This window comes from Nocardia sp. NPDC051052 (assembly GCF_044456045.1).
Taxonomy (GTDB): domain Bacteria; phylum Actinomycetota; class Actinomycetes; order Mycobacteriales; family Mycobacteriaceae; genus Nocardia.
Genome location: NZ_JBITFL010000010.1, coordinates 362,423 through 380,261 on the forward strand (window position 1 = coordinate 362,423; position 17,839 = coordinate 380,261).

The window sequence follows — 17,839 nt, forward strand, 5'->3', positions numbered from 1 at the left end:
GTTTCGCGCACAGCGCGGGGTTTCTCAGCCGAACCCGGTACTGTGGGCCCGGTAATTACGCTGGCAGCTTCCCGATGCGATGGCAAGCGATCAGGCCAGCCGTATCCAGAACAGGAGACCGCGTGATTCTGCTGGCAGCGACAGAATCGGTGACGAGCAACCTCGCTATCAAAGAGTTGCTCGACCCGATGCACCTGCTCACGGAGACGTGGCTCAAGAACGCGGTGCTCCCGGCCATCCTGGTGATCGTTTTCATCGAGACCGGCCTGCTGTTCCCGATCCTGCCCGGCGATTCGCTGCTGTTCACCGGCGGCCTGCTCGCCGCGCAGGCGAATCCGCCGGTATCGATCTGGCTGCTGCTGCCCGCCGTGATCGCGATCGCCTTCGCCGGCGACCAGAGCGGTTATTGGATAGGCAGGGCGATCGGGCCCGCGTTGTTCCACAAGGAAGACACCCGCTTCTTCAAGAAGCACTACGTGACCGAGACGCACGAGTTCTTCGAGAAGCACGGTCCCAAGACGATCATCCTGGCCAGGTTCGTGCCGATCGTGCGCACCTTCATGCCGGTGCTCGCCGGTGTGTCCAAGATGGATTACCGCAAGTTCGTCGCGTTCGACATCGTCGGCGCGGTGCTGTGGGGCGGCGGCGTGACCGTGCTCGGCTACTTCCTCGGCAATGTCGCCTTCATCCGCGACCACGTCGAGGCGATCTTCCTGCTCATCGTGCTGATCTCGGTGCTGCCCGGCATCTTCGCGGTGGCGAAGAAGCTGCTCAACCGTGGCGCGGAGCCGGCGGCCCGGCAAGAAGCCGAGCTGACCGTCCCGACGAACGAGCCGACCCGCTGAGCTCGTGATAGCGGCGTCCTCGCCCCTAGCAGTGGGCAATTTCGATCCGCTGATGTCAGCGGGGCCCGCGCTCGTCTGGACAGTGGTACTTGCCTTTGTCTTTATCGAGTGCGCGGTCATTCTCGGGCTCTTCCTACCCGGCGACTCCATGTTGATCACGGCGGGCATCGTGATGGCGTCGAACGCCTCCGGCGAAGGGCAGGTGTGGGCGCTGTCGGTGGGCACGATGCTCGCCGCCATCGCGGGCAATCAGGTCGGCTATGTGATCGGGGCGCGGACCGGGCATCGCTTGGTGGCGCGCAAGAACGGCCGCTATATCAACACCCGCAACCTGCAACGGGTCACCGAGCTGTTGGAGCGGCACGGGTTCGTCGCGGTGCTCATCGCCCGCTGGATTCCCTGGGTGCGCACGCTGTGCCCGACGGTCGCGGGCGCGGCAGGCATGGACCATCGCAAGTTCACCATCGCCAGCACGGTCGGCGCGATAATCTGGGCGCCGGTGCTGTTGCTCATCGGGTACTACGCGGGCGGCTTCCTGGACCGGGTGCCGTGGCTGATGCCGATCGTGATCGGCACGCTGGTGCTCGGCCTGATCGTCGGAACGGTGCTCGGCATCCGGCACTACCGGCAGGAAATGGCCAAGCCCGCAGAGGAATTCGAGCTGGAGAGCTCGCCGAGCGGCATCGTCGACTCCGACGGCTGATCGGAAAGCGAAGGGGGCCCGCTGATTACAGCCCGGCGGCGCTGACCAGGTAGGCGGCCTCCATCAGCATCCAGCCGGACAGCTGCACCGACAGGTCGCGTTCGGGCACCCGGGACGAGGTCACCGAGCCGCCGGCGGTGAACCGGCCCGCACCCGCGATGCCGCCGGGCAGCGTCGCCGGTTGGCTCCAGTTGTGCCCGAACAGCGGCTCGCCCTCGACCTCGAGCCGGTTCGCCCAGGCGGCCGTCGCGGAGGCGCGCACGATCTCGGCCGCGCAGCGACGCGTCTCTTCGTGCGCTTTGCCGTCGCCGGGCAGCATCAGCGCGACCACCGCGAGATAGCGGGCCAGGATGCCGTTGAAGAGTCCGCCGTCGCCACCGCCGCCGCCGTTCACGATGCCCCGGGTGGTCAGGTGTTCTTCGACGGCCTCGAGTAATCGATGGACGCGCTCGCCGTGTCTCGGCTCGCCGGTGTGCATCGCCAATTCGGTTTCCACACCGAGCACCACGCCCTGGCAGTAGCTGAACACCGGCCGCTCGATCTCACCGGACGGCAGATGGATGCCGTCGAGAATCAGCCCGCTCGCCGGATCGCGCAGCGTCGCGTCCAGCCAGTCGGCCATCTCCTGCGCCCGTGCGTGCCGCCCGAGCCGCACCAGCGCGATGGCGGCCGGGCCGTTGGCGGGCGCGTTGTAGTAGTCCGAGCCGATGCGCCACGGCACCGCGCCGACCGCCGGATTGAAGCCTTCGTACAGCGGCTTCTCCAAGGCGATCAGCCCGCTGCGTGCCTCGGTGACCCCCGCGGTCCGCTCCGCCCGTTCCAGCGCGATGGCCAGCCAGGCCATGTCGTCGTAGTACTTGTTGGTCCAGCCGGTGATATTGCGGAGGCGATGCGAGCGCGCGAGCGCGGCGATTCGCTTGCGCCGCACCGGAGTCGGCATCCGGTTGGCCGCGTCGACCGCGCAGTCGATCAGATGGGCCTGCCACCAGTAGTGCCACGACCCGAACCCGCGCTCCCGCTTGGTCGCGGGCCAGCCGACGACCCCCAGCTCCGTCCCCGGCAACGCCCACAGCGCCCGCACATGCCGGGACACGATCGCGGATTCCGCCATGTCCGCACGTTCGGACCACAGCGCGGGCGTCGCTACGGCGTCCCGCCCGGCCTGCGAGCGTTCACCCAGCGACCGCGGCGTCGCGCGCCGCGGATCCTGTGCCCTCCGCGTGGTCATGCGTCAATGGTGCCAGCCCCGCCGGGATTTCCGCGCCCGATTTGTTACACAAGTGATGTGTATTTGTTCTCGGACCCATGTCCTACGGGTACCGACGGTGGCGCGGCTATCCCTTCAGCCGCAGCACCGCGAGGACGCGGCGATGGTGGGTGTCCGAGGGCGGCAGGTCGAGTTTGGTGAAGATGTTGCCGATGTGCTTTTCCACGGCGCGTTCGGTGACTGTCAGCGAGGTGGCGATGGCGTTGTTGGATAAGCCCTGCGCCATCAGCTCCAGGACCTCGCGTTCGCGCGGGGTGAGGCGGGTCAGGGAATCCTGTTGGCGGGATGCGCCCATCAATTGACTCACCACCTCCGGGTCCAGGGCGGTGCCGCCGGTGGCGACACGATGGAGTGCGTCGACGAAATCGCGGACGTCGGCCACCCGATCCTTGAGCAGGTAGCCGACTCCGCTCGCGCCGCCGGCGAGAAGTTCGGTGGCATAGCGGGTTTCGACCCACTGGGAGAAGACGAGCACGCCGGTCATCGGATACTTGCGGCGTAGTTCGATGGCGGCGAGCAGGCCCTCGTCGGTGAAGCTCGGCGGCATCCGCACGTCCACCACGGCGACATCGGGATTGTGCAGGCCGACCACGTCGCTCAAGGTGGTCGCGTCGCCGACCATGGCGACTACCTCGTGACCGCGTTCGATGAGCAGACCGGCGAGCCCGTCCCGCAGGATCGCGCTGTCCTCGGCGATCACGATGCGCAGCGACTCGTTCACCGTGAGCCGTCTTTCGGCAGCAGAATGGTCACCACGGTGGGTCCACCGGTCGGGCTCTGCACGGTGAGGGTGCCGTCGACGGTGCGCGCCCGCGCGGCCAGGCCGGAAAGTCCGCTGCCCGCGGCGAATTCGCCGGGAGCGGGTTGCAGCACGCCGCCGATTCCGTTGTCCCGCACGGTGACCGCGATGGTCCGTGCGTCCGTCGGCACCACCGAGATCCAGGCCCTGGTGGCGTTGGCGTGTTTGACCACATTGGTGAGCAGCTCGGCCACCGAGAAGTAGCCGATCGCCTCGATAGCCGGATCCGGCCGTTCGGGCAGGTGTACCCGCAGTTCCACCGGCACCGAGCTGCGCGCGGCCAGGGTTTCCAGGGCCGGGCCGAGCCCGAGTTCCAGTGCGGGCGGGTGGATTCCGCGCACCAGCTCGCGCAGCTCGGTCAGCGCCTCCTTGGAGCTGGCGTGTGCGTCCGCGATCAGATCCCGCGGATCGCCACCCGAGGACAGCCGATCCTCGGCCCGGCCGAGCGCCATCGCGATGGTGACCAGCCGGGCCTGGGTGCCGTCGTGCAGGTCACGTTCCAGCCGCCGCAGCGTGGACGTCGAATCATCGACCGCCGCCTTCCTGCCCTGCTGCAGTTCGACGATCCGCCGATCGTTCGCGGTCGCGCTCAGCAACGCGATGGTCAGCAGCCGGTGAATCCAGCAGACTCCGCGCAGCAGCCAGGGCAGCGCGAAGCAGCCGATGACGCCGATCGCGGCCATGCCGAGCACTCGCGGCCAGGTGTCGATGTAGAACTCATTGAACTGGGCCATCGAATGATGTTCCACGCCTTGGGCATCGACGTTGATCGGATCGAGAAGCCACCAGAGAATCGGCGACAGCGCGACGAACACCGTCATCGCGACGACGATCAGCACCACCCAGCCGACCGCGACACCGAGCACGGACTGCGCGAGCAGGAACAGCGCGGCCCGCCAACTGGCCCGATCGGTGAACGCGCTCTTGACGAAGCCGATCAAGCCCGGCCCCGGCTGAAACGGTGGCGGCGGCGTCACCTGCGCACCGAGCAGGTCCTTGGCCAGCGCCCGATAGATCCGGGCCCAGGTCCGGCCGCCGAGCAGGATCAGTGCCAGGATCGGCAGTCCGATGATGGTGACCGAGATCGCGACGCCGCCGCCCCAGCCGACATACATGTACGCGAGGGCGATGAAGCCGACGACGAACACGGTGAACACGTAGACGAGTTCTTTCCAGACACGGGCCTGGAACGGGGCGCTGAGCACGGCACGGGCCACCCGCTCGGCGGAACGCCCGGATTGTCCGGGCGTCGGGTCGAGCACGAGGGTGGGTTCGGCGTGAATCTCGGTCATGGCTCCCATGGTTGTCGGCGCGGCGATGGTATTCGATGGAGCTGTCCGCCGGATGCGTGGTGTAGCCAGCTACACCAACTACCATCCAGCTGATGAGCTACCCGCCGCAGCAGCCGCCGTACGGCTATCCAGCCTACGGGGCCTACGGACCGCCACCGGAACACCCACAGGCCACCCTCATCCTGATCCTCGGCATTCTCAGCCTGGTGTTCTGTCAGATCATCGGACCGGTCGCCTGGGTGATGGGCAGGCGGGCGCTCAACGAGATCGACGCGTCCGGCGGCGCGCTCGGCGGCCGCTCGAATGTCATGGTCGGCTACGTCTGCGGGATCCTCGCCTCGGCGCTGATCATCATCGGTGTCCTGTTCGTCGCGCTGTTCGTCGTGCTCGGCCTCGTCGGCGTCTGGAGCAGCACGAGCACCTACTGACGCCGCATGACAGCGCTGCCGCGGGCGGGAATTAGCATCGTCGGAGTGAATCACCCAGTGCCGGACGCGGCGGAGCAGGACCCACCCGGGCCCACCGAGTGGGGCGAGCACCCGCACGGCGTCGGCCCGTGGGCCGCCGAGCACGCCGAGCCGCCGCCGGACGACCCTCGCCTGGACCCCGAACTATTGACCGGCGGCGATCGCCGCAACGTGGTCGACGCCTACCGCTATTGGACGCGCGAATCCATCGTCGCCGACATCGACCGGCGCAGGCACCCGTTCCACGTCGCCATCGAGAACTTCGGGCACGACGCCAATATCGGCACGGTGGTGCGCACCGCCAATGCCTTCGCCGCAGCGGCCGTGCACATCGTGGGCCGAAAGCGGTGGAACCGCCGCGGCGCCATGGTGACCGACCGCTATCAGCACATCGAGCATCACGCGAGCATCGCCGAACTGCTGGATTTCGCCGCGCGCGCAGGGCTCACCGTGGTCGCGGTGGACAACGTGCCCGGCTCCGTCCCGCTCGAAACCGCCGAGCTGCCGCGCGACTGCCTCCTGCTGTTCGGGCAGGAGGGTCCCGGCGTCACCGAGCACGCGAAAGACGCTGCGGCCATGACCGTTTCGATCGCGCAATTCGGCTCGACCCGCAGCATCAACGCGGGCGTCGCCGCAGGCATCGCCATGCACGCCTGGGTCCGTCAGCACGCCGACCTCACCAACTCTTGGTAGCGGCGCCGCGGTAGCTCCCATCGGCCGGATCTGCTGACCCGGCCCACCGGTCACACCCCGATTTGCGCACGTCAGTGCCGCCCCGGGCCTATCCTGAAGGTCCGACAGTCGGGGCGGAGGCTGGGATGGATCACGGGCGAATTCTGCGCACGGTGCTCGCGGTGACCGCCGCGTACCTGGTGGTGCTCGGGCTGTGGCTCGGGTGGGTGGTTCAGCACACGCCGCCGGGCACGTTGCCATATCAGATCGTGGCGTTGGTCGGGCTGTTCGGCACCTGCGTGGGGATCGGGATGATGTTGGCATCGCGGCCGTCCAAGGCGGATCGGCGATTGTGGCGGGACGGTCTGGAAGGGTGGGCGACGGTGCACGGGGTGCATCCGTTGCAGCGGACCGACCACCACACCGAATTGACCGAACTGGATCTGGAATTGACCATCCCCGGAGCGGAAAGTTACCGGGGGACAATCGTTTTCGACGTTACCCCAGCCGACAAGCCGCGCCTCGCGGTCGGCGAGACCATCTCCATCCGCGTCGATCCGGCGAACCGCGATCGGATCATCGTCGTGCTGTGACCGTTGTCCCGGCTGCGCAACATCAAGAGTCGTGCGGCTGTTCGGCTTTCGCGTGCGTCGCGGGGTCGGCGAGCAGGAACTGGGCGGCGGCGTAGGTGGCCAGGATGACGCCCTCGGTTACCCGACGGGTGCGCTCGGTGCGGGCGAACAGGCGGCGCAGCACGATCAGGCCGTCGGACGCGGTGAACAACAACGCGCCGAGCCCTAGTCGGCTACGCGGATCGGCATTGGGAATATTTACGCCCGCAATGGATTTCGCGCCAGGCGCCAATTTCGTGTCCGAGGCGAGCACGCCTGCGATGCCGAGGGTCGCGCCATAGGCGGTCAACGGGGCCGCTACGGTAGGCGCCTTCGCGCGGAGCAGAGCGGCCGCACCGAGCCAAGCGCCCAGTCGCGGCAACGCCACTTCGGCGCGCGGGCGCGCACCCTTGCGCAACCACAGCGCCGAGTACCCGGCCTGCAGCACCGCGAACGACGACGCACCGGCGATCAACCGGCGGTCGTTGTCCGGGTCGATGAGCAGGATGTCACCGAGCGTCGCGGCACCGAGCGAGCCGAGCAGCACCGTGCGATCGGTCGGATCGATATCGGTTCCCTGGGTCACCACGTCGGCCGCCAGCAGCGGCATCATCAAGGGTTTCGCGATCCACTGCACCTTCTCGCGGCCGGTGACGGCGGCATAGACGGTGACAGTGGCCGCGGCGAGAAACCCCGCCCGGAACAACCGCATCGTGCGCGGCGTGAGCGACGGGCCCGGAGGCGGTAGCTCGCGTAAGCACGGAGGGACCCGCGAACGCCGCCAATCAGACACTGAAGCTCGGCTCGGTCGGCTTCGGCGGCAGCGTGACGACCTGGCCCGCGTAGCTGAGCCCGGCGCCGAAGCCGAGCAGCAGCGCCAGCTGTCCACCCTTGGCCTTGCCGGTCACCAGCATTTCCTCCATCGCCAGCGGAATCGACGCGGCGGAGGTGTTGCCGGTCTGCACGATGTCGTTCGCCATCGGGATGTCGTCGGCCAGGCCGAGGTTCTTCTTCATCAGCTCGTTGATCCGAGCGTTGGCCTGGTGCGGGATGAAGACCTCGATGTCTTCCTTCGCCACCCCCGACACCTCCAGCGCGGTGGACAGCGCGCGCGGCAAAGTGACCGCGGCCCAACGGAATACGCGCGGGCCCTGCATCCGCAGCGACATCCGGCCGATCGGCTCGACCGCCGGGTCGGTGCCCTGCATGGCCTGCGCCTTCTCCATGTATTCGAGGAAGTTGACGTCCTGCGCGATGGCGCTCGCGTTCTCGCCGTCGCTGCCCCAGACCGTCGGCGAGATGCCGTTCTCCTCGGCGGGTCCGACCACCACCGCGCCCGCGCCGTCGCCGAAGATCATCGCGGTGCCGCGGTCGGTCGGGTCGAGTCCCACGGTCATCGTCTCGGCGCCGATCAACAGCACGTACTCGGCCGAGCCCGCCCGGATCAGGTCGGCGGCCACGCCGAGGCCGTAACCGAAACCGCCGCAGCCGGAGGTCAGGTCGAACGCCGGGATCCCGTTGATGCCGAGGTCGTGCGCGACGGACGGGGCGCCGTGCGGGGTCAGCATCAGCCAACTCGACGTGGCCAGGATCAGCGCGCCGATCTTGGACCGGTCGATGCCGCTGTTGACGATCGCGCGCTCACCGGCCGCCGCGGCGATCGACTGCAGCGTCTCGTCGCCACTGATCCAGCGCCGGGTCTGGATACCGGTGCGCTCGAAGATCCACTGCGGGGTGGAATCGAGGACCTCGCACACTTCCTCGTTGCTGACAATTCGCTGCGGTCGATAGGCACCGATACCGAGCATCGCAACGTTGTCGCGATTTTTGTTGATTGCAATGCTCACCACTGGAGATGACCCTTCACCTTTGAAGAACTAGACCGCTGTCCAGGCTAGCTGAGGGCTAAATCCTTCAGTCCGAGGATGGATCGATACTCCAGTCCCTCGGCCGCGATCACCTGATCGGCCCCGGTTTCCCGATCGACGACGGTGGCGACGCCGACCACCGTCGCGCCCGCGTCGCGCAGCGCGCGCACGGCCGTGAGCGGCGAGTTTCCGGTGGTCGTGGTGTCCTCGACCACGAGCACCCGCTTGCCGACGATGTCGGGGCCCTCGATCTGGCGCTGCATGCCATGGGCCTTCGCCGCCTTGCGCACCACGAAGGCGTTGATCGGGCGGCCCGGCGCGTGCATCACGGCGAACGCGACCGGGTCGGCGCCCATGGTGAGCCCGCCGACGGCATCGAAATCCCAGTCCGCGACGAGTTCGCGCAGCAGCTTGCCGATCAGCGGTCCCGCGGTGTGGTGCAGCGTCGCGCGGCGCAGGTCTACGTAGTAGTCGGCCTCTTTGCCCGAGGACAGGGTGACTCTGCCGTGCACGACGGCGAGCTCGCGTACCAGTCCCGCCAATCTGTCTCGGTCGGAACCCGTGCCGAGCGCCGACCCGTTCGTGGTTGCCTCGTCGATCATTCCTAAGTCCTTCCGCGTGTGTGAACAAGCCGCGATTCAGTCGGGCCGCCAGGGCTCGCGGGGTCATCCCGGCGACGGTGATAAGCGTTGTGTACTGCACACCGGGCACACTGAGCACCCGGTCCTTCTCCAGATCACGCAGGGAACCGGCAACTACCTGGTCGACACTCAGCCACAAGGCTTTCGGCAGCGAAGACGCATCGTTACCGGCTCGCTCATGGAATTCGGTGCGCACGAATCCCGGGCACAGGGCTCGGGCCCGGACACTTGATCCGGCCAGTCCACCTGTCAACCCTTCCGTGAAGGATACGACGTATTCGGCCGCTGAATACGCCGAGCCAGGCAGGCAACCGGGGGGTGTTCGGTCACCTGCGCTCGATCGGCCGTAGTACCGCGAAGACGCGGGCCGAGCCGATCACTGCGGCACAGGTCCCTGATATGGACGGAAGCCGGGATGGAACGGGCCACCGGGCGGCTCGGCCGCGGCGTCGTCCTCGCGCGCCGCCGGACGACGGGCGGGCTCGTCGGCCCAGTCATCGGCGGGGAGTTCGTCGCTGTGCGCTGGCGCCCAGGTGTCGCGTGACTCGGGTGCTCGCATGTCCCGCGCGTCGGCGGGCCGCTTGTCCCTCGACTCGGGGGACCATTCCTCGCGCGGTTCCGGCGACCATTCGTCGCGCGGTTCCGGCGACCATTCGTCGCGTCGTTCCGGGGTCCACTCGTCGGCGGTCCCGCGATCCTCGCGGACCCTGGCCCGCGCGTCCGGCACCACGGCGAGCGACGGGCGGCGCGGCGGTTCTGGTTCGTCCGGCACGGACAGCGGCGCGCGGTCCTCGTCGTAGCCCTGCTCGCCGAACGGCGACTCGTCGAACTCCTCGTCCTTGCGCATCCGTGGCGGCTGCACCCTGGCGCCGCCGAGCGGCTCGTCGAGTTCGTCTTCCTCGGACTCCTCCGGCCGCTGCCTGCCGCGCGGCCGCGGGCGGCCGGGATCGTGCCCGCCGCTGTCGAAGCGCGGCTCGCTGACCGGCGGCAGCACGTGCAGCAGCCCGGACAGGCGCAGCACCGCGTCGATCGAGGTTTCCCACTCGCGCGAGGAGGTGCCGACGGACAACATGCCGAGTGTCCAGTTGCCCTCACTCCAGAGCATCTGCACGGTGTCGGGCAGCGTCTCGATGAAGGCCACCATCCGCTGATCGACGGCGTGCCTGGCGATTTCCGGGTTGGTCGCGAACACCACCCGGTCGCCGATCGCGCCGAGCAGTTCGAGATCGGCGTCCTTCGGCGGCGACGCGGTCTTGAGTCGCATGTCGACGTCGATGTCCGAGCCGATCTGGCGACGCACCGCGATCAGCGTCGCGGAGTCCTCCAGATCGAAGAGCACGAACTTCTCACCCTTGCGAATGCCGGACACCACATCGACCGCGGAGAGGTAGCCGAGCTTGGCCAGCGCGCCGCGCCGCCAGGTCGATGGGAGCGCGGGCTCCACCGATACATACGTGTAGCCCTGGGATTTCGCCCAGACCTGCCGCGCGTGACCGGTCCGCTGTCGCTGGATCCGATCGAAATACAGCAGCACGATCGCACCCACGAGTGCGATCGCCGCCAAGCCGAACCACATTGCCGTCATCGGTGTCCAGCTTAATGGGCGCGGACGGACAACGTCCGTCGACAGCCCGAGCCGGCCCGAGCGAAGCAGCGGTAGTTCATCTTCCGCCGCCGGGCAGCGCGGTGCTGATGATGACCTTGGCCTGGATCGACCCGTCCGCGCCCTTGTCACCCTGGATCAGCACGATGTCGCCGACGGGCAGATCGGAGACCTTGGTGCCCGACATCGAGATCACCTGGGTGTTGGCATCGGTGCGCACGGTGACCGTGGCGCCGAGCAGCGTGCTGATGGTGAGCGTGCCGCCGTCGTTGGTGTTGATGGTGCCCATGGTCGCGCCGAGATTGTCGATGCCGCCGAGGCCGGGCACGCCGGGAACCCCGCTCGGGGTGGCGCGCGGCGACCCGGGATTCGGCCGGCTCGCGGTCGGGAAGGCCGAGGTGCTCGCGGCGCTGGTGGACGACGAATCCTTGTTGCCGAGCAGCACTCCCCCGATGATGCCGGCCACCGCGACCAGCGCGACGATCCCGAGGCCGAGCGCGATCAGCAACCCCGTGTTGCGCCGCCGCGGCGGTTGCGGCGGCGGCATGCCCGAACCGGGCGGTACCTGATCGGTCGGCGGCGCTGCGCCCGCCCACTGACCACCGCCGTAGGTGCTTTCGTAAGCACCCCACTGGTTGTCGTGCGGCGGGAACTCGCGGGTGGCGTTCGGCGGCGGCGGTGTCCACGAGCCGAGCTGCTCGGTCGCCGGATACGCCGAGGGCGCGCCGGGCCCGTACGCCTCGGAGTACTCCGTGGTGTGCAGCGGCTGCTCGAACCCGGACTTGCCGCCCAGGTGCTCGGTCGGCGCATCGTCCGGCCGCTGCCCCCACGGATCGTTCGGGTTGGTCATGGCATCCAGGTTAGGCGTTCCGTCGCGTTCGCTCCGGTCTTGCGCGATCTGAAGTCGCGGCGCGCCAGATGGGCCCTGCTAGAGCGGCCACACAGCTCGTCGGGTTCCGGGGGTGTCGCCCGACGGCCACTACGACGAGTCGGCGGCCGACGCCCGAAGGCATCGACCGCCGACTCCGGTATTACTTGCCGACGATGAGCCCGTCGCCGTCCGGGGTCACCGTCACCTTCACGACGTCGCCGTCGGTAACCTCGCCTGCCAGTAGCTCTTTGGCGAGCGTGTCACCGATCGACTGCTGGATCAGCCTGCGCAGCGGCCGCGCACCGTAGACCGGATCGTAGCCGCGCACGGCCAGCCAGAACCGGGCCGAGTCGCTCACGTCCAGCTTCAGCCTGCGCTGCGACAGCCGCTTCTGCAGCTGGTCGAGCTGGATGTCGACGATGTGCTCCAACTGCTCCTCGTCCAGCCCGTGGAACATCACCACGTCGTCGAGGCGGTTGAGGAACTCCGGCTTGAACGCCGAACGCACCGCGTTCATCACGAGTTCACGATCGCCGCCCGCACCGAGGTTCGAGGTCAGGATGAGGATGGTGTTGCGGAAGTCCACCGTGCGGCCCTGGCCGTCGGTGAGCCGTCCCTCGTCGAGCACGGCAAGCAGGATGTCGAACACATCCGGGTGCGCCTTCTCGATCTCGTCGAACAGCACCACCGTGTACGGCCTGCGCCGCACCGCCTCGGTCAGCTGACCGCCCTGGTCGTAGCCGACATAGCCGGGCGGGGCACCGACCAGGCGAGCCACCGAATGCTTCTCGCTGTACTCGCTCATGTCGATCCGGACCATGGCGCGTTCGTCGTCGAACAGGAAGTCCGCCAACGCCTTTGCCAGCTCCGTCTTACCGACACCGGTCGGGCCGACGAACATGAACGAGCCGGTCGGCCGGTTCGGATCCGCGACCCCCGCGCGCGCCCGGCGCACCGCGTCGGACACCGCCTGCACCGCATCGGTCTGGCCGACCACCCGCCTGCCGAGCTCCTGCTCCATCCGCAGCAGCTTCTGGCTCTCGCCCTCGAGCAGCCTGCCCACCTGGATACCGGTCCAGGCCGACACCACCTCGGCGATGTCGTCGGGGCCGACCTCCTCCTTGAGCATCACTTCGCCGTCCGCCGCTGTGCCGGAGACCTTTTCGGCCTCGACGAGTTTCTTCTCCAGCGCCGGGATGGTGCCGTAGCGCAGCTCGGCGGCCTTGCCGAGATCGCCGTCGCGCTCGGCCCGTTCGGACTCACCGCGCAGTGATTCCAACTCCTCCTTGAGGACTCGGACCTGATCGATGGCGCTCTTCTCGTTCTGCCAGCGGGTCATCAGCTGGTTCAGCTTCTCGCGATCGTCCGCGAGTTCCGAGCGCAGCTTCTCCAGTCGCTGCTTGGAGGCCTCGTCGGTCTCCTTGCTCAGCGCGACCTCTTCGATCTCCAGGCGCCGCACCGCGCGCTCGACCTCGTCGATTTCCACTGGGCGCGAGTCGATTTCCATCCGCAGCCGGGACGCCGACTCGTCGACCAGGTCGATCGCCTTGTCCGGCAGGAACCGGGAGGTGATGTAGCGGTCGCTGAGCGTGGCGGCGGCCACCAGCGCGGAGTCGGTGATGCGCACGCCGTGGTGCACCTCGTAGCGCTCCTTGATGCCGCGCAGGATGCCGATGGTGTCCTCCACCGACGGCTCGCCGACCAGCACCTGCTGGAAGCGGCGCTCCAGGGCGGCGTCCTTCTCGATGTGCTTGCGGTACTCGTCCAGCGTGGTCGCGCCGACCAGGCGCAGCTCGCCGCGGGCCAGCATGGGCTTGATCATGTTGCCCGCGTCCATCGCCGATTCGCCGGTCGCGCCGGCGCCGACGATGGTGTGCAGCTCATCGATGAACGTGATGATTTGGCCCGCACTGTTTTTGATGTCCTCGAGCACGGCCTTGAGCCGCTCCTCGAACTCGCCGCGGTACTTCGCGCCCGCGACCATCGCGCCGAGGTCGAGCGACACCACGGACTTGCCGCGCAACGACTCCGGCACGTCACCGGCCACGATGCGCTGGGCAAGGCCCTCCACGATCGCGGTCTTGCCGACGCCGGGCTCGCCGATCAGCACCGGGTTGTTCTTGGTGCGACGGCTCAAAACCTGGACTAACCGGCGGATTTCGGTGTCGCGCCCGATTACCGGGTCGAGCTTGCCTGCCCGCGCGGCCTCGGTGAGGTTGGTGGAGTACTTCTCCAGCGCCTGATAGCTGCCCTCGGGATCGGGGCTGGTCACCCTGGCGCTGCCGCGCACGGCGGTGAATGCCTCGCGCAGCGCGTCGGCATCGGCGCCGTACTTCTTCAGCAGCATCGTCACATCCGAGTCGCCCGCGGCCAAGCCGACCATGACGTGCTCGGTGGAGACATATTCATCGCCGAGCTCGGTGGCGAGGCGCTGGGCCGCGGTGATCGCGGCCAGCGCCTCGCGGCCGAGTTGCGGGGTGGTGGTCGCGCCGGTCGCGCTCGGCAGCCGGTCCACGATGTCCTGGGCCTCGCGCCGGACCGTCGCCGGGTCGACGCCGACAGCCTTGAGCAGCGGGGCGGCGATGCCGTCGGTTTGATCCAGCAACGCCACCAGCAAGTGGGCCGGACGAATCTCCGGGTTGCCCGCGGCGGAGGCCGCCTGCAGCGCGGCGGTCAGGGCCGCCTGGGTCTTGGTGGTGGGATTGAACGAGTCCACAAGTCACCTTCCTACTGGTCGATTGTGCTGGCGCCGAAGCCTGATCCGCACGCATCTCGCGCGGCTCCGCGCCATCCTCTACATCCAACGTGGGAAAGGTTGAGTCTGTTCCGCTCAAGTTTGGGTATTTTTCGTCCCGCCTGAACGGTACCGCCGCGACACCCTCGCAATGCCATGAATCACAGCGTCCATGAGGTATGGATGCATACGATGACCCTTGCCGTTAGTTGATGCATCACTCTTCAGCCCGATTCAAGGAGCGAATGGATGCGCGCGATTGTCGTACGGAAGTTCGGAGCCGCACCCGAGTTGACCGACATGCCGGTCCCCGAGCCAGGACCGGGAGCGATCCGGGTGCAGCTGGAGGCGGCAGGGGTCAACCCGTTCGACGCGAAAATGGCCGACGGGATACTGGACGGCAAACTGCCGCACGACTTTCCGATGATCTTGGGCGTGGACGGCGCGGGCACCGTCGCCACCGTCGGCCCCGGCGTCAGCCACTTCGCCGTCGGCGACCGGGTCGTCGGCAAGTTCCTGACCCCACCGGCCGGCCACGGCACCTTCGCCGAATACGCGGTGATCCCCGAGGGCGGCACCCTGGTGCGCATCCCCGAGGGCGTGCCGACCGCCGCGGCCGCCGCCCTGCCCACCGCGGGCGTCACCGCCCAGGACATGGTGGACGCCACCAAGATCGAGCCCGGCCAGACCGTGCTGATCGTCGGCGCCACCGGCGGCGTCGGCTCCTTCCTCGTCCAACTCGCGAACATGGCGGGCGCCGACGTCATCGCCACCGCCCGCGGCGAGGTCGCCGACCAGATGACCCGCCTCGGCGCGGCCGAAACCGTCGACTACACCGCGGGCTCGGTGCGCGACCAGGTCGCCGCCGCCCACCCCGACGGCATCGATGTCCTCTTCGACCTGGTCAGCCCACCCGAAGTCCTCGCCGACCTGACCACCCTCGTCCGCGACGGCGGCACCGTCTACTCCACCATCTGGTCCGCCGACGAAGACGCCCTGCGCACCAGGAGCATCCGCGGCGGCAACATCGAATCCAAAGGCGGCGCACCAGAATTGGCCCGACTACTGGACCGGGTAGCCGAAGGCGACGTGGTCGTCCCGATCGACGCCACCATCCCCCTCGCCGACGGCACCACCGCCATCGGCGCAGCGGGCGCCCGCGGCAAAACCGTCCTCGCCATCTAGCGAACGGGCAGACAACGGCCCGGTAACCCCCTGCCGAAACCGCACCGGCAATCCGACAGATAACCTGTCAACAGAGGCCGAAGCGTCAGCGAGGCCGTATCCCACCCGCGCTGTGTACGGCGCGCGAGCGCCAGCGAGCAAGCCCGATGGACATCGCAGGCTCGTGACCTAGCCAAGCGCCGGCGAGGCGTAGTCGCGAGCAGGTCGTGCATACCAACACGACCACGGCACTTTCGGGGATACTGATCAGCGGAGGACCGCCGGTTACGGATATGTCCCCGGGCAGAACTGAGGGAAAGGAAGCTTCGCGTCGTGGATGCGCGTTCGGCTGCGCTGGTCCGCGCCAACTTCCGTGCGGTGATCGAGTCGCCACACGGACCCGAGCGGTTGGTCAGTGCGTTCTACGGTCATTTGTTCGCCGAGAACCCGCAACTGCGTGAACTCTTCCCGCCTGCGATGGAGATGCAGGCCAAGCGGATCGTCACCGCCATCCAGTACGTGCTCGATCACCTCGAGGACTGGGGGCGGGCGCAGAAGTTCCTGGAGCAGCTGGCCCGCGACCATCGCAAATACGGGGTCGACGCGGCGCACTACGACGCCGCGGGCCGGGCCTTGCTTTCGGCGTTCCGCGCGTACAACGGCATCGGGACCTGGCATCGGGGCCTGGAGGAGGGCTGGCGCGACATCACTATCCTGATCTCCGCGTCCATGGCCATCGGCGCGAACTCGGACAAGTCCCAGCCGTACTGGGAGGCGACCGTGGTCGGTCACCGCCGGGTGCTCGAGGACCTGGCCATCGTGCGGCTGCAATCCGAGAGCCCGATCCCCTACCAGGCCGGCCAGTACGTGCCGCTCACCGTGCCGCAGCGGCCGAAGATGTGGCGCTACTTCTCGCCCGCGATCCCGGCCAACCCGTACGGCGAGATCGAGTTCCACATCCGCAAGATCCGCGGCGGCTGGGTGAGCCCCGCCATCGTGAACGAGGCCAGGGTCGGCGACCGCTGGCAGATCGCCGGACCGCTCGGCGGACTGCACGTGGACCGGGACAGCGGCCGTGACGTGCTGATGATCGGCGCGGGCACCGGCATCGCCCCGCTGCGCGCCCAGCTGATCGAGATGGGTCAGCGCGGCATCAACCCGAGGGTGCACTTCTTCATCGGCGGCCGCTACCCCTGCGATCTCTACGACGTGGAGAACATGTGGCAGCTCTCGCAGAGCAATCCGTGGCTCACCATCGTCCCGGTCTGCGAGCAGAAGACCAACCCGTGGTGGTATCCGCATCCACCGCAGGAAGAGCCATACGGCATGCACCGGCGGCTGATCGGTAACCTGGGCGCGGTGGTCGCGAGCTTCGGCGCGTGGGCGGACCGGCAGATCCAGATCGCCGGGTCGGCGAAGATGATCGCGGACACCCGGCGTGCGTTGATCGCGGTCGGTACTCCGGAGCACATCATCAGCTCCGACCCTGTGTGACGAAGGAGGCCGCCCTCATGGGGGACCCTAGTGCGCTCGGCAATGGCGCACCCCTGCCGACCGAATGGACCGCTACGGTCGTCGGACACCATCGAATCCGGCACGATCTCGCGGTGATTCGCCTGATCGGCGAGTTCGTTCCGTTCCTGGCCGGCCAGTCCGTCGAGGTCACCGTGCCACAGCAGCCGAGCATGCGGCGCAGGCTGTCCCCGGCGCTGCCGCCGTCGCTGGACGGCAAGCTGGAGTTCCATGTGCGCACCGTGCCAGGCGGCTGGTGCAGCGGTTCGATCGTGGCCGACACCCGCCCCGGCGACGAATGGCAGATCCGTGCGCCGTTCGGCAGATTCGCGATCGATCCGGCGGGCGACGAGGTGGTGCTGATCGCGGGCGGCACCGGCCTGGCCCCGCTGCGGGCGCAGATCCTGGACCTGGCGCGTGCGCCGGAACCGCCGCACACCTACCTCTTCTTCGGCGGCCACACCCCGCGCGACCTGTACGCCTCGGACATGCTGTACCTGCTGGCCGGTGAATTGCCTTGGCTCACGGTCATTCCCGTGGTCGAGAGCCCGGACGACCCGAGCTGGGAAGACGAATGGTACGAGCGCAGCCGGGTGAACATCGGGTTCCCGCCGGACGAGATGCTCTTCGGCACACTCGCCGAGGTGGTCGGCTCACACGGCGCGTTCGACAACCACCAGGTGCTGGTGTGCGGCTCCCCCGCCATGGTCAATGCCACGGTCGACCGTCTGCTCGCCACCGGAACTCCGCCGGAACGGATTCAGTTTGAAGGGGTCTGAGCACGCCGCCT

17 protein-coding genes and 1 pseudogene are annotated in these 17,839 nt (G+C 68.2%); 8 read left to right on the forward strand and 10 right to left on the reverse strand.

Going from position 1 to position 17,839, the window contains the following annotated elements; genetic code table 11:
* Window positions 1-188 precede the first annotated feature (188 nt).
* Window positions 189-845, forward strand: a complete 657-nt coding sequence (locus tag ACIBCN_RS32340; protein ID WP_396995540.1) for a DedA family protein — start codon at window positions 189-191, stop codon at window positions 843-845.
* Between the two features lie 52 nt (window positions 846-897).
* Complete coding sequence (locus ACIBCN_RS32345) at window positions 898-1,548, forward strand: DedA family protein (RefSeq protein ID WP_396995484.1); 651 nt, start codon at window positions 898-900, stop codon at window positions 1,546-1,548.
* Window positions 1,549-1,573: 25 nt separating this feature from the next.
* Here the strand turns inward: ACIBCN_RS32345 and ACIBCN_RS32350 are convergent, their stop codons facing one another.
* From ACIBCN_RS32350 to ACIBCN_RS32360, 3 genes are all read right to left on the reverse strand, one after another.
* Complete coding sequence (locus ACIBCN_RS32350; protein WP_396995541.1) at window positions 1,574-2,659, reverse strand: glycoside hydrolase family 76 protein; 1,086 nt, start codon at window positions 2,657-2,659, stop codon at window positions 1,574-1,576.
* Between the two features lie 223 nt (window positions 2,660-2,882).
* Window positions 2,883-3,524: a LuxR C-terminal-related transcriptional regulator gene (locus ACIBCN_RS32355; RefSeq protein WP_396995542.1), complete on the reverse strand. Its 642-nt coding sequence runs from the start codon at window positions 3,522-3,524 to the stop codon at window positions 2,883-2,885.
* A gap of 8 nt (window positions 3,525-3,532) precedes the next feature.
* Window positions 3,533-4,906 carry a sensor histidine kinase gene (locus ACIBCN_RS32360; protein WP_396995485.1) on the reverse strand — a complete coding sequence of 458 codons (1,374 nt, stop codon included), beginning with the start codon at window positions 4,904-4,906 and terminating at the stop codon, window positions 3,533-3,535.
* A 92-nt stretch (window positions 4,907-4,998) separates the two neighbouring features.
* Here ACIBCN_RS32360 and ACIBCN_RS32365 point away from each other — a divergent pair, with 92 nt between their 5' ends.
* The 3 genes from ACIBCN_RS32365 to ACIBCN_RS32375 all read left to right on the forward strand — a co-directional run bounded on the left by ACIBCN_RS32365 (window position 4,999) and on the right by ACIBCN_RS32375 (window position 6,638).
* A complete protein-coding gene (locus ACIBCN_RS32365) occupies window positions 4,999-5,334 on the forward strand; it encodes a DUF4190 domain-containing protein (protein ID WP_396995486.1) in 336 nt (111 codons plus the stop codon).
* A gap of 45 nt (window positions 5,335-5,379) precedes the next feature.
* A complete protein-coding gene (locus ACIBCN_RS32370; protein WP_396995487.1) occupies window positions 5,380-6,066 on the forward strand; it encodes a TrmH family RNA methyltransferase in 687 nt (228 codons plus the stop codon).
* Between the two features lie 125 nt (window positions 6,067-6,191).
* Window positions 6,192-6,638, forward strand: a complete 447-nt coding sequence (locus tag ACIBCN_RS32375; RefSeq protein ID WP_396995488.1) for a hypothetical protein — start codon at window positions 6,192-6,194, stop codon at window positions 6,636-6,638.
* Window positions 6,639-6,660: 22 nt separating this feature from the next.
* On the opposite strand, the gene ACIBCN_RS32380 is transcribed toward ACIBCN_RS32375, so the two are convergent.
* From ACIBCN_RS32380 to clpB, 7 genes and pseudogenes are all read right to left on the reverse strand, one after another.
* On the reverse strand, window positions 6,661-7,368 hold the full coding sequence (locus ACIBCN_RS32380; protein WP_396995489.1) for a lysoplasmalogenase: 708 nt from the start codon (window positions 7,366-7,368) through the stop codon (window positions 6,661-6,663).
* 73 nt (window positions 7,369-7,441) lie between these two features.
* The gene (locus ACIBCN_RS32385) at window positions 7,442-8,506 is read right to left on the reverse strand and encodes a beta-ketoacyl-ACP synthase 3 (protein ID WP_396995490.1); all 1,065 of its coding nucleotides are present in this window, start codon (window positions 8,504-8,506) and stop codon (window positions 7,442-7,444) included.
* Between the two features lie 44 nt (window positions 8,507-8,550).
* A complete protein-coding gene (gene pyrE / locus ACIBCN_RS32390) occupies window positions 8,551-9,126 on the reverse strand; it encodes an orotate phosphoribosyltransferase (protein WP_396995491.1) in 576 nt (191 codons plus the stop codon).
* A 2-nt stretch (window positions 9,127-9,128) separates the two neighbouring features.
* Window positions 9,129-9,466 (reverse strand): annotated as a pseudogene (locus ACIBCN_RS32395) (short-chain dehydrogenase); the annotation flags it as partial.
* Between the two features lie 75 nt (window positions 9,467-9,541).
* The gene (locus ACIBCN_RS32400; protein ID WP_396995492.1) at window positions 9,542-10,750 is read right to left on the reverse strand and encodes a hypothetical protein; all 1,209 of its coding nucleotides are present in this window, start codon (window positions 10,748-10,750) and stop codon (window positions 9,542-9,544) included.
* Window positions 10,751-10,826: 76 nt separating this feature from the next.
* Window positions 10,827-11,618 (reverse strand): DUF5666 domain-containing protein, encoded by a 792-nt coding sequence (locus ACIBCN_RS32405; RefSeq protein WP_396995493.1) that lies wholly within the window; start codon window positions 11,616-11,618, stop codon window positions 10,827-10,829.
* A gap of 181 nt (window positions 11,619-11,799) precedes the next feature.
* Entirely contained in the window at window positions 11,800-14,355 is a 2,556-nt protein-coding gene (gene clpB, locus ACIBCN_RS32410; RefSeq protein ID WP_396995494.1) for an ATP-dependent chaperone ClpB, read from the reverse strand.
* A 267-nt stretch (window positions 14,356-14,622) separates the two neighbouring features.
* Between clpB and ACIBCN_RS32415 the strand changes: the two genes are divergently transcribed.
* The 3 genes from ACIBCN_RS32415 (at window position 14,623) to ACIBCN_RS32425 (ending at window position 17,828) form a co-directional block, all read left to right on the forward strand.
* Window positions 14,623-15,558 (forward strand): NADP-dependent oxidoreductase, encoded by a 936-nt coding sequence (locus ACIBCN_RS32415; protein ID WP_396995495.1) that lies wholly within the window; start codon window positions 14,623-14,625, stop codon window positions 15,556-15,558.
* Window positions 15,559-15,870: 312 nt separating this feature from the next.
* Window positions 15,871-17,031 (forward strand): FAD-binding oxidoreductase, encoded by a 1,161-nt coding sequence (locus tag ACIBCN_RS32420; protein ID WP_396995496.1) that lies wholly within the window; start codon window positions 15,871-15,873, stop codon window positions 17,029-17,031.
* 17 nt (window positions 17,032-17,048) lie between these two features.
* Window positions 17,049-17,828 (forward strand): FAD-binding oxidoreductase, encoded by a 780-nt coding sequence (locus ACIBCN_RS32425; RefSeq protein ID WP_396995497.1) that lies wholly within the window; start codon window positions 17,049-17,051, stop codon window positions 17,826-17,828.
* Window positions 17,829-17,839 lie beyond the last annotated feature (11 nt).

Excerpts from the sequence above, each read along its gene's own strand:
- ACIBCN_RS32340 (WP_396995540.1), top strand. The coding sequence starts at position 189 with ATGCACCTGCTCACGGAGACGTGGCTCAAGAACGCGGTGCTCCCGGCC.
- ACIBCN_RS32345 (WP_396995484.1), top strand. The coding sequence starts at position 898 with ATGTCAGCGGGGCCCGCGCTCGTCTGGACAGTGGTACTTGCCTTTGTC.
- ACIBCN_RS32350 (WP_396995541.1), bottom strand. The coding sequence starts at position 2,659 with ATGGCGGAATCCGCGATCGTGTCCCGGCATGTGCGGGCGCTGTGGGCG.
- ACIBCN_RS32360 (WP_396995485.1), bottom strand. The coding sequence starts at position 4,906 with ATGACCGAGATTCACGCCGAACCCACCCTCGTGCTCGACCCGACGCCC.
- ACIBCN_RS32365 (WP_396995486.1), top strand. The coding sequence starts at position 4,999 with ATGAGCTACCCGCCGCAGCAGCCGCCGTACGGCTATCCAGCCTACGGG.
- ACIBCN_RS32375 (WP_396995488.1), top strand. The coding sequence starts at position 6,192 with ATGGATCACGGGCGAATTCTGCGCACGGTGCTCGCGGTGACCGCCGCG.
- ACIBCN_RS32380 (WP_396995489.1), bottom strand. The coding sequence starts at position 7,368 with ATGCGGTTGTTCCGGGCGGGGTTTCTCGCCGCGGCCACTGTCACCGTC.
- pyrE (WP_396995491.1), bottom strand. The coding sequence starts at position 9,126 with ATGATCGACGAGGCAACCACGAACGGGTCGGCGCTCGGCACGGGTTCC.
- ACIBCN_RS32400 (WP_396995492.1), bottom strand. The coding sequence starts at position 10,750 with ATGACGGCAATGTGGTTCGGCTTGGCGGCGATCGCACTCGTGGGTGCG.
- ACIBCN_RS32405 (WP_396995493.1), bottom strand. The coding sequence starts at position 11,618 with ATGACCAACCCGAACGATCCGTGGGGGCAGCGGCCGGACGATGCGCCG.
- ACIBCN_RS32415 (WP_396995495.1), top strand. The coding sequence starts at position 14,623 with ATGCGCGCGATTGTCGTACGGAAGTTCGGAGCCGCACCCGAGTTGACC.
- ACIBCN_RS32425 (WP_396995497.1), top strand. The coding sequence starts at position 17,049 with ATGGGGGACCCTAGTGCGCTCGGCAATGGCGCACCCCTGCCGACCGAA.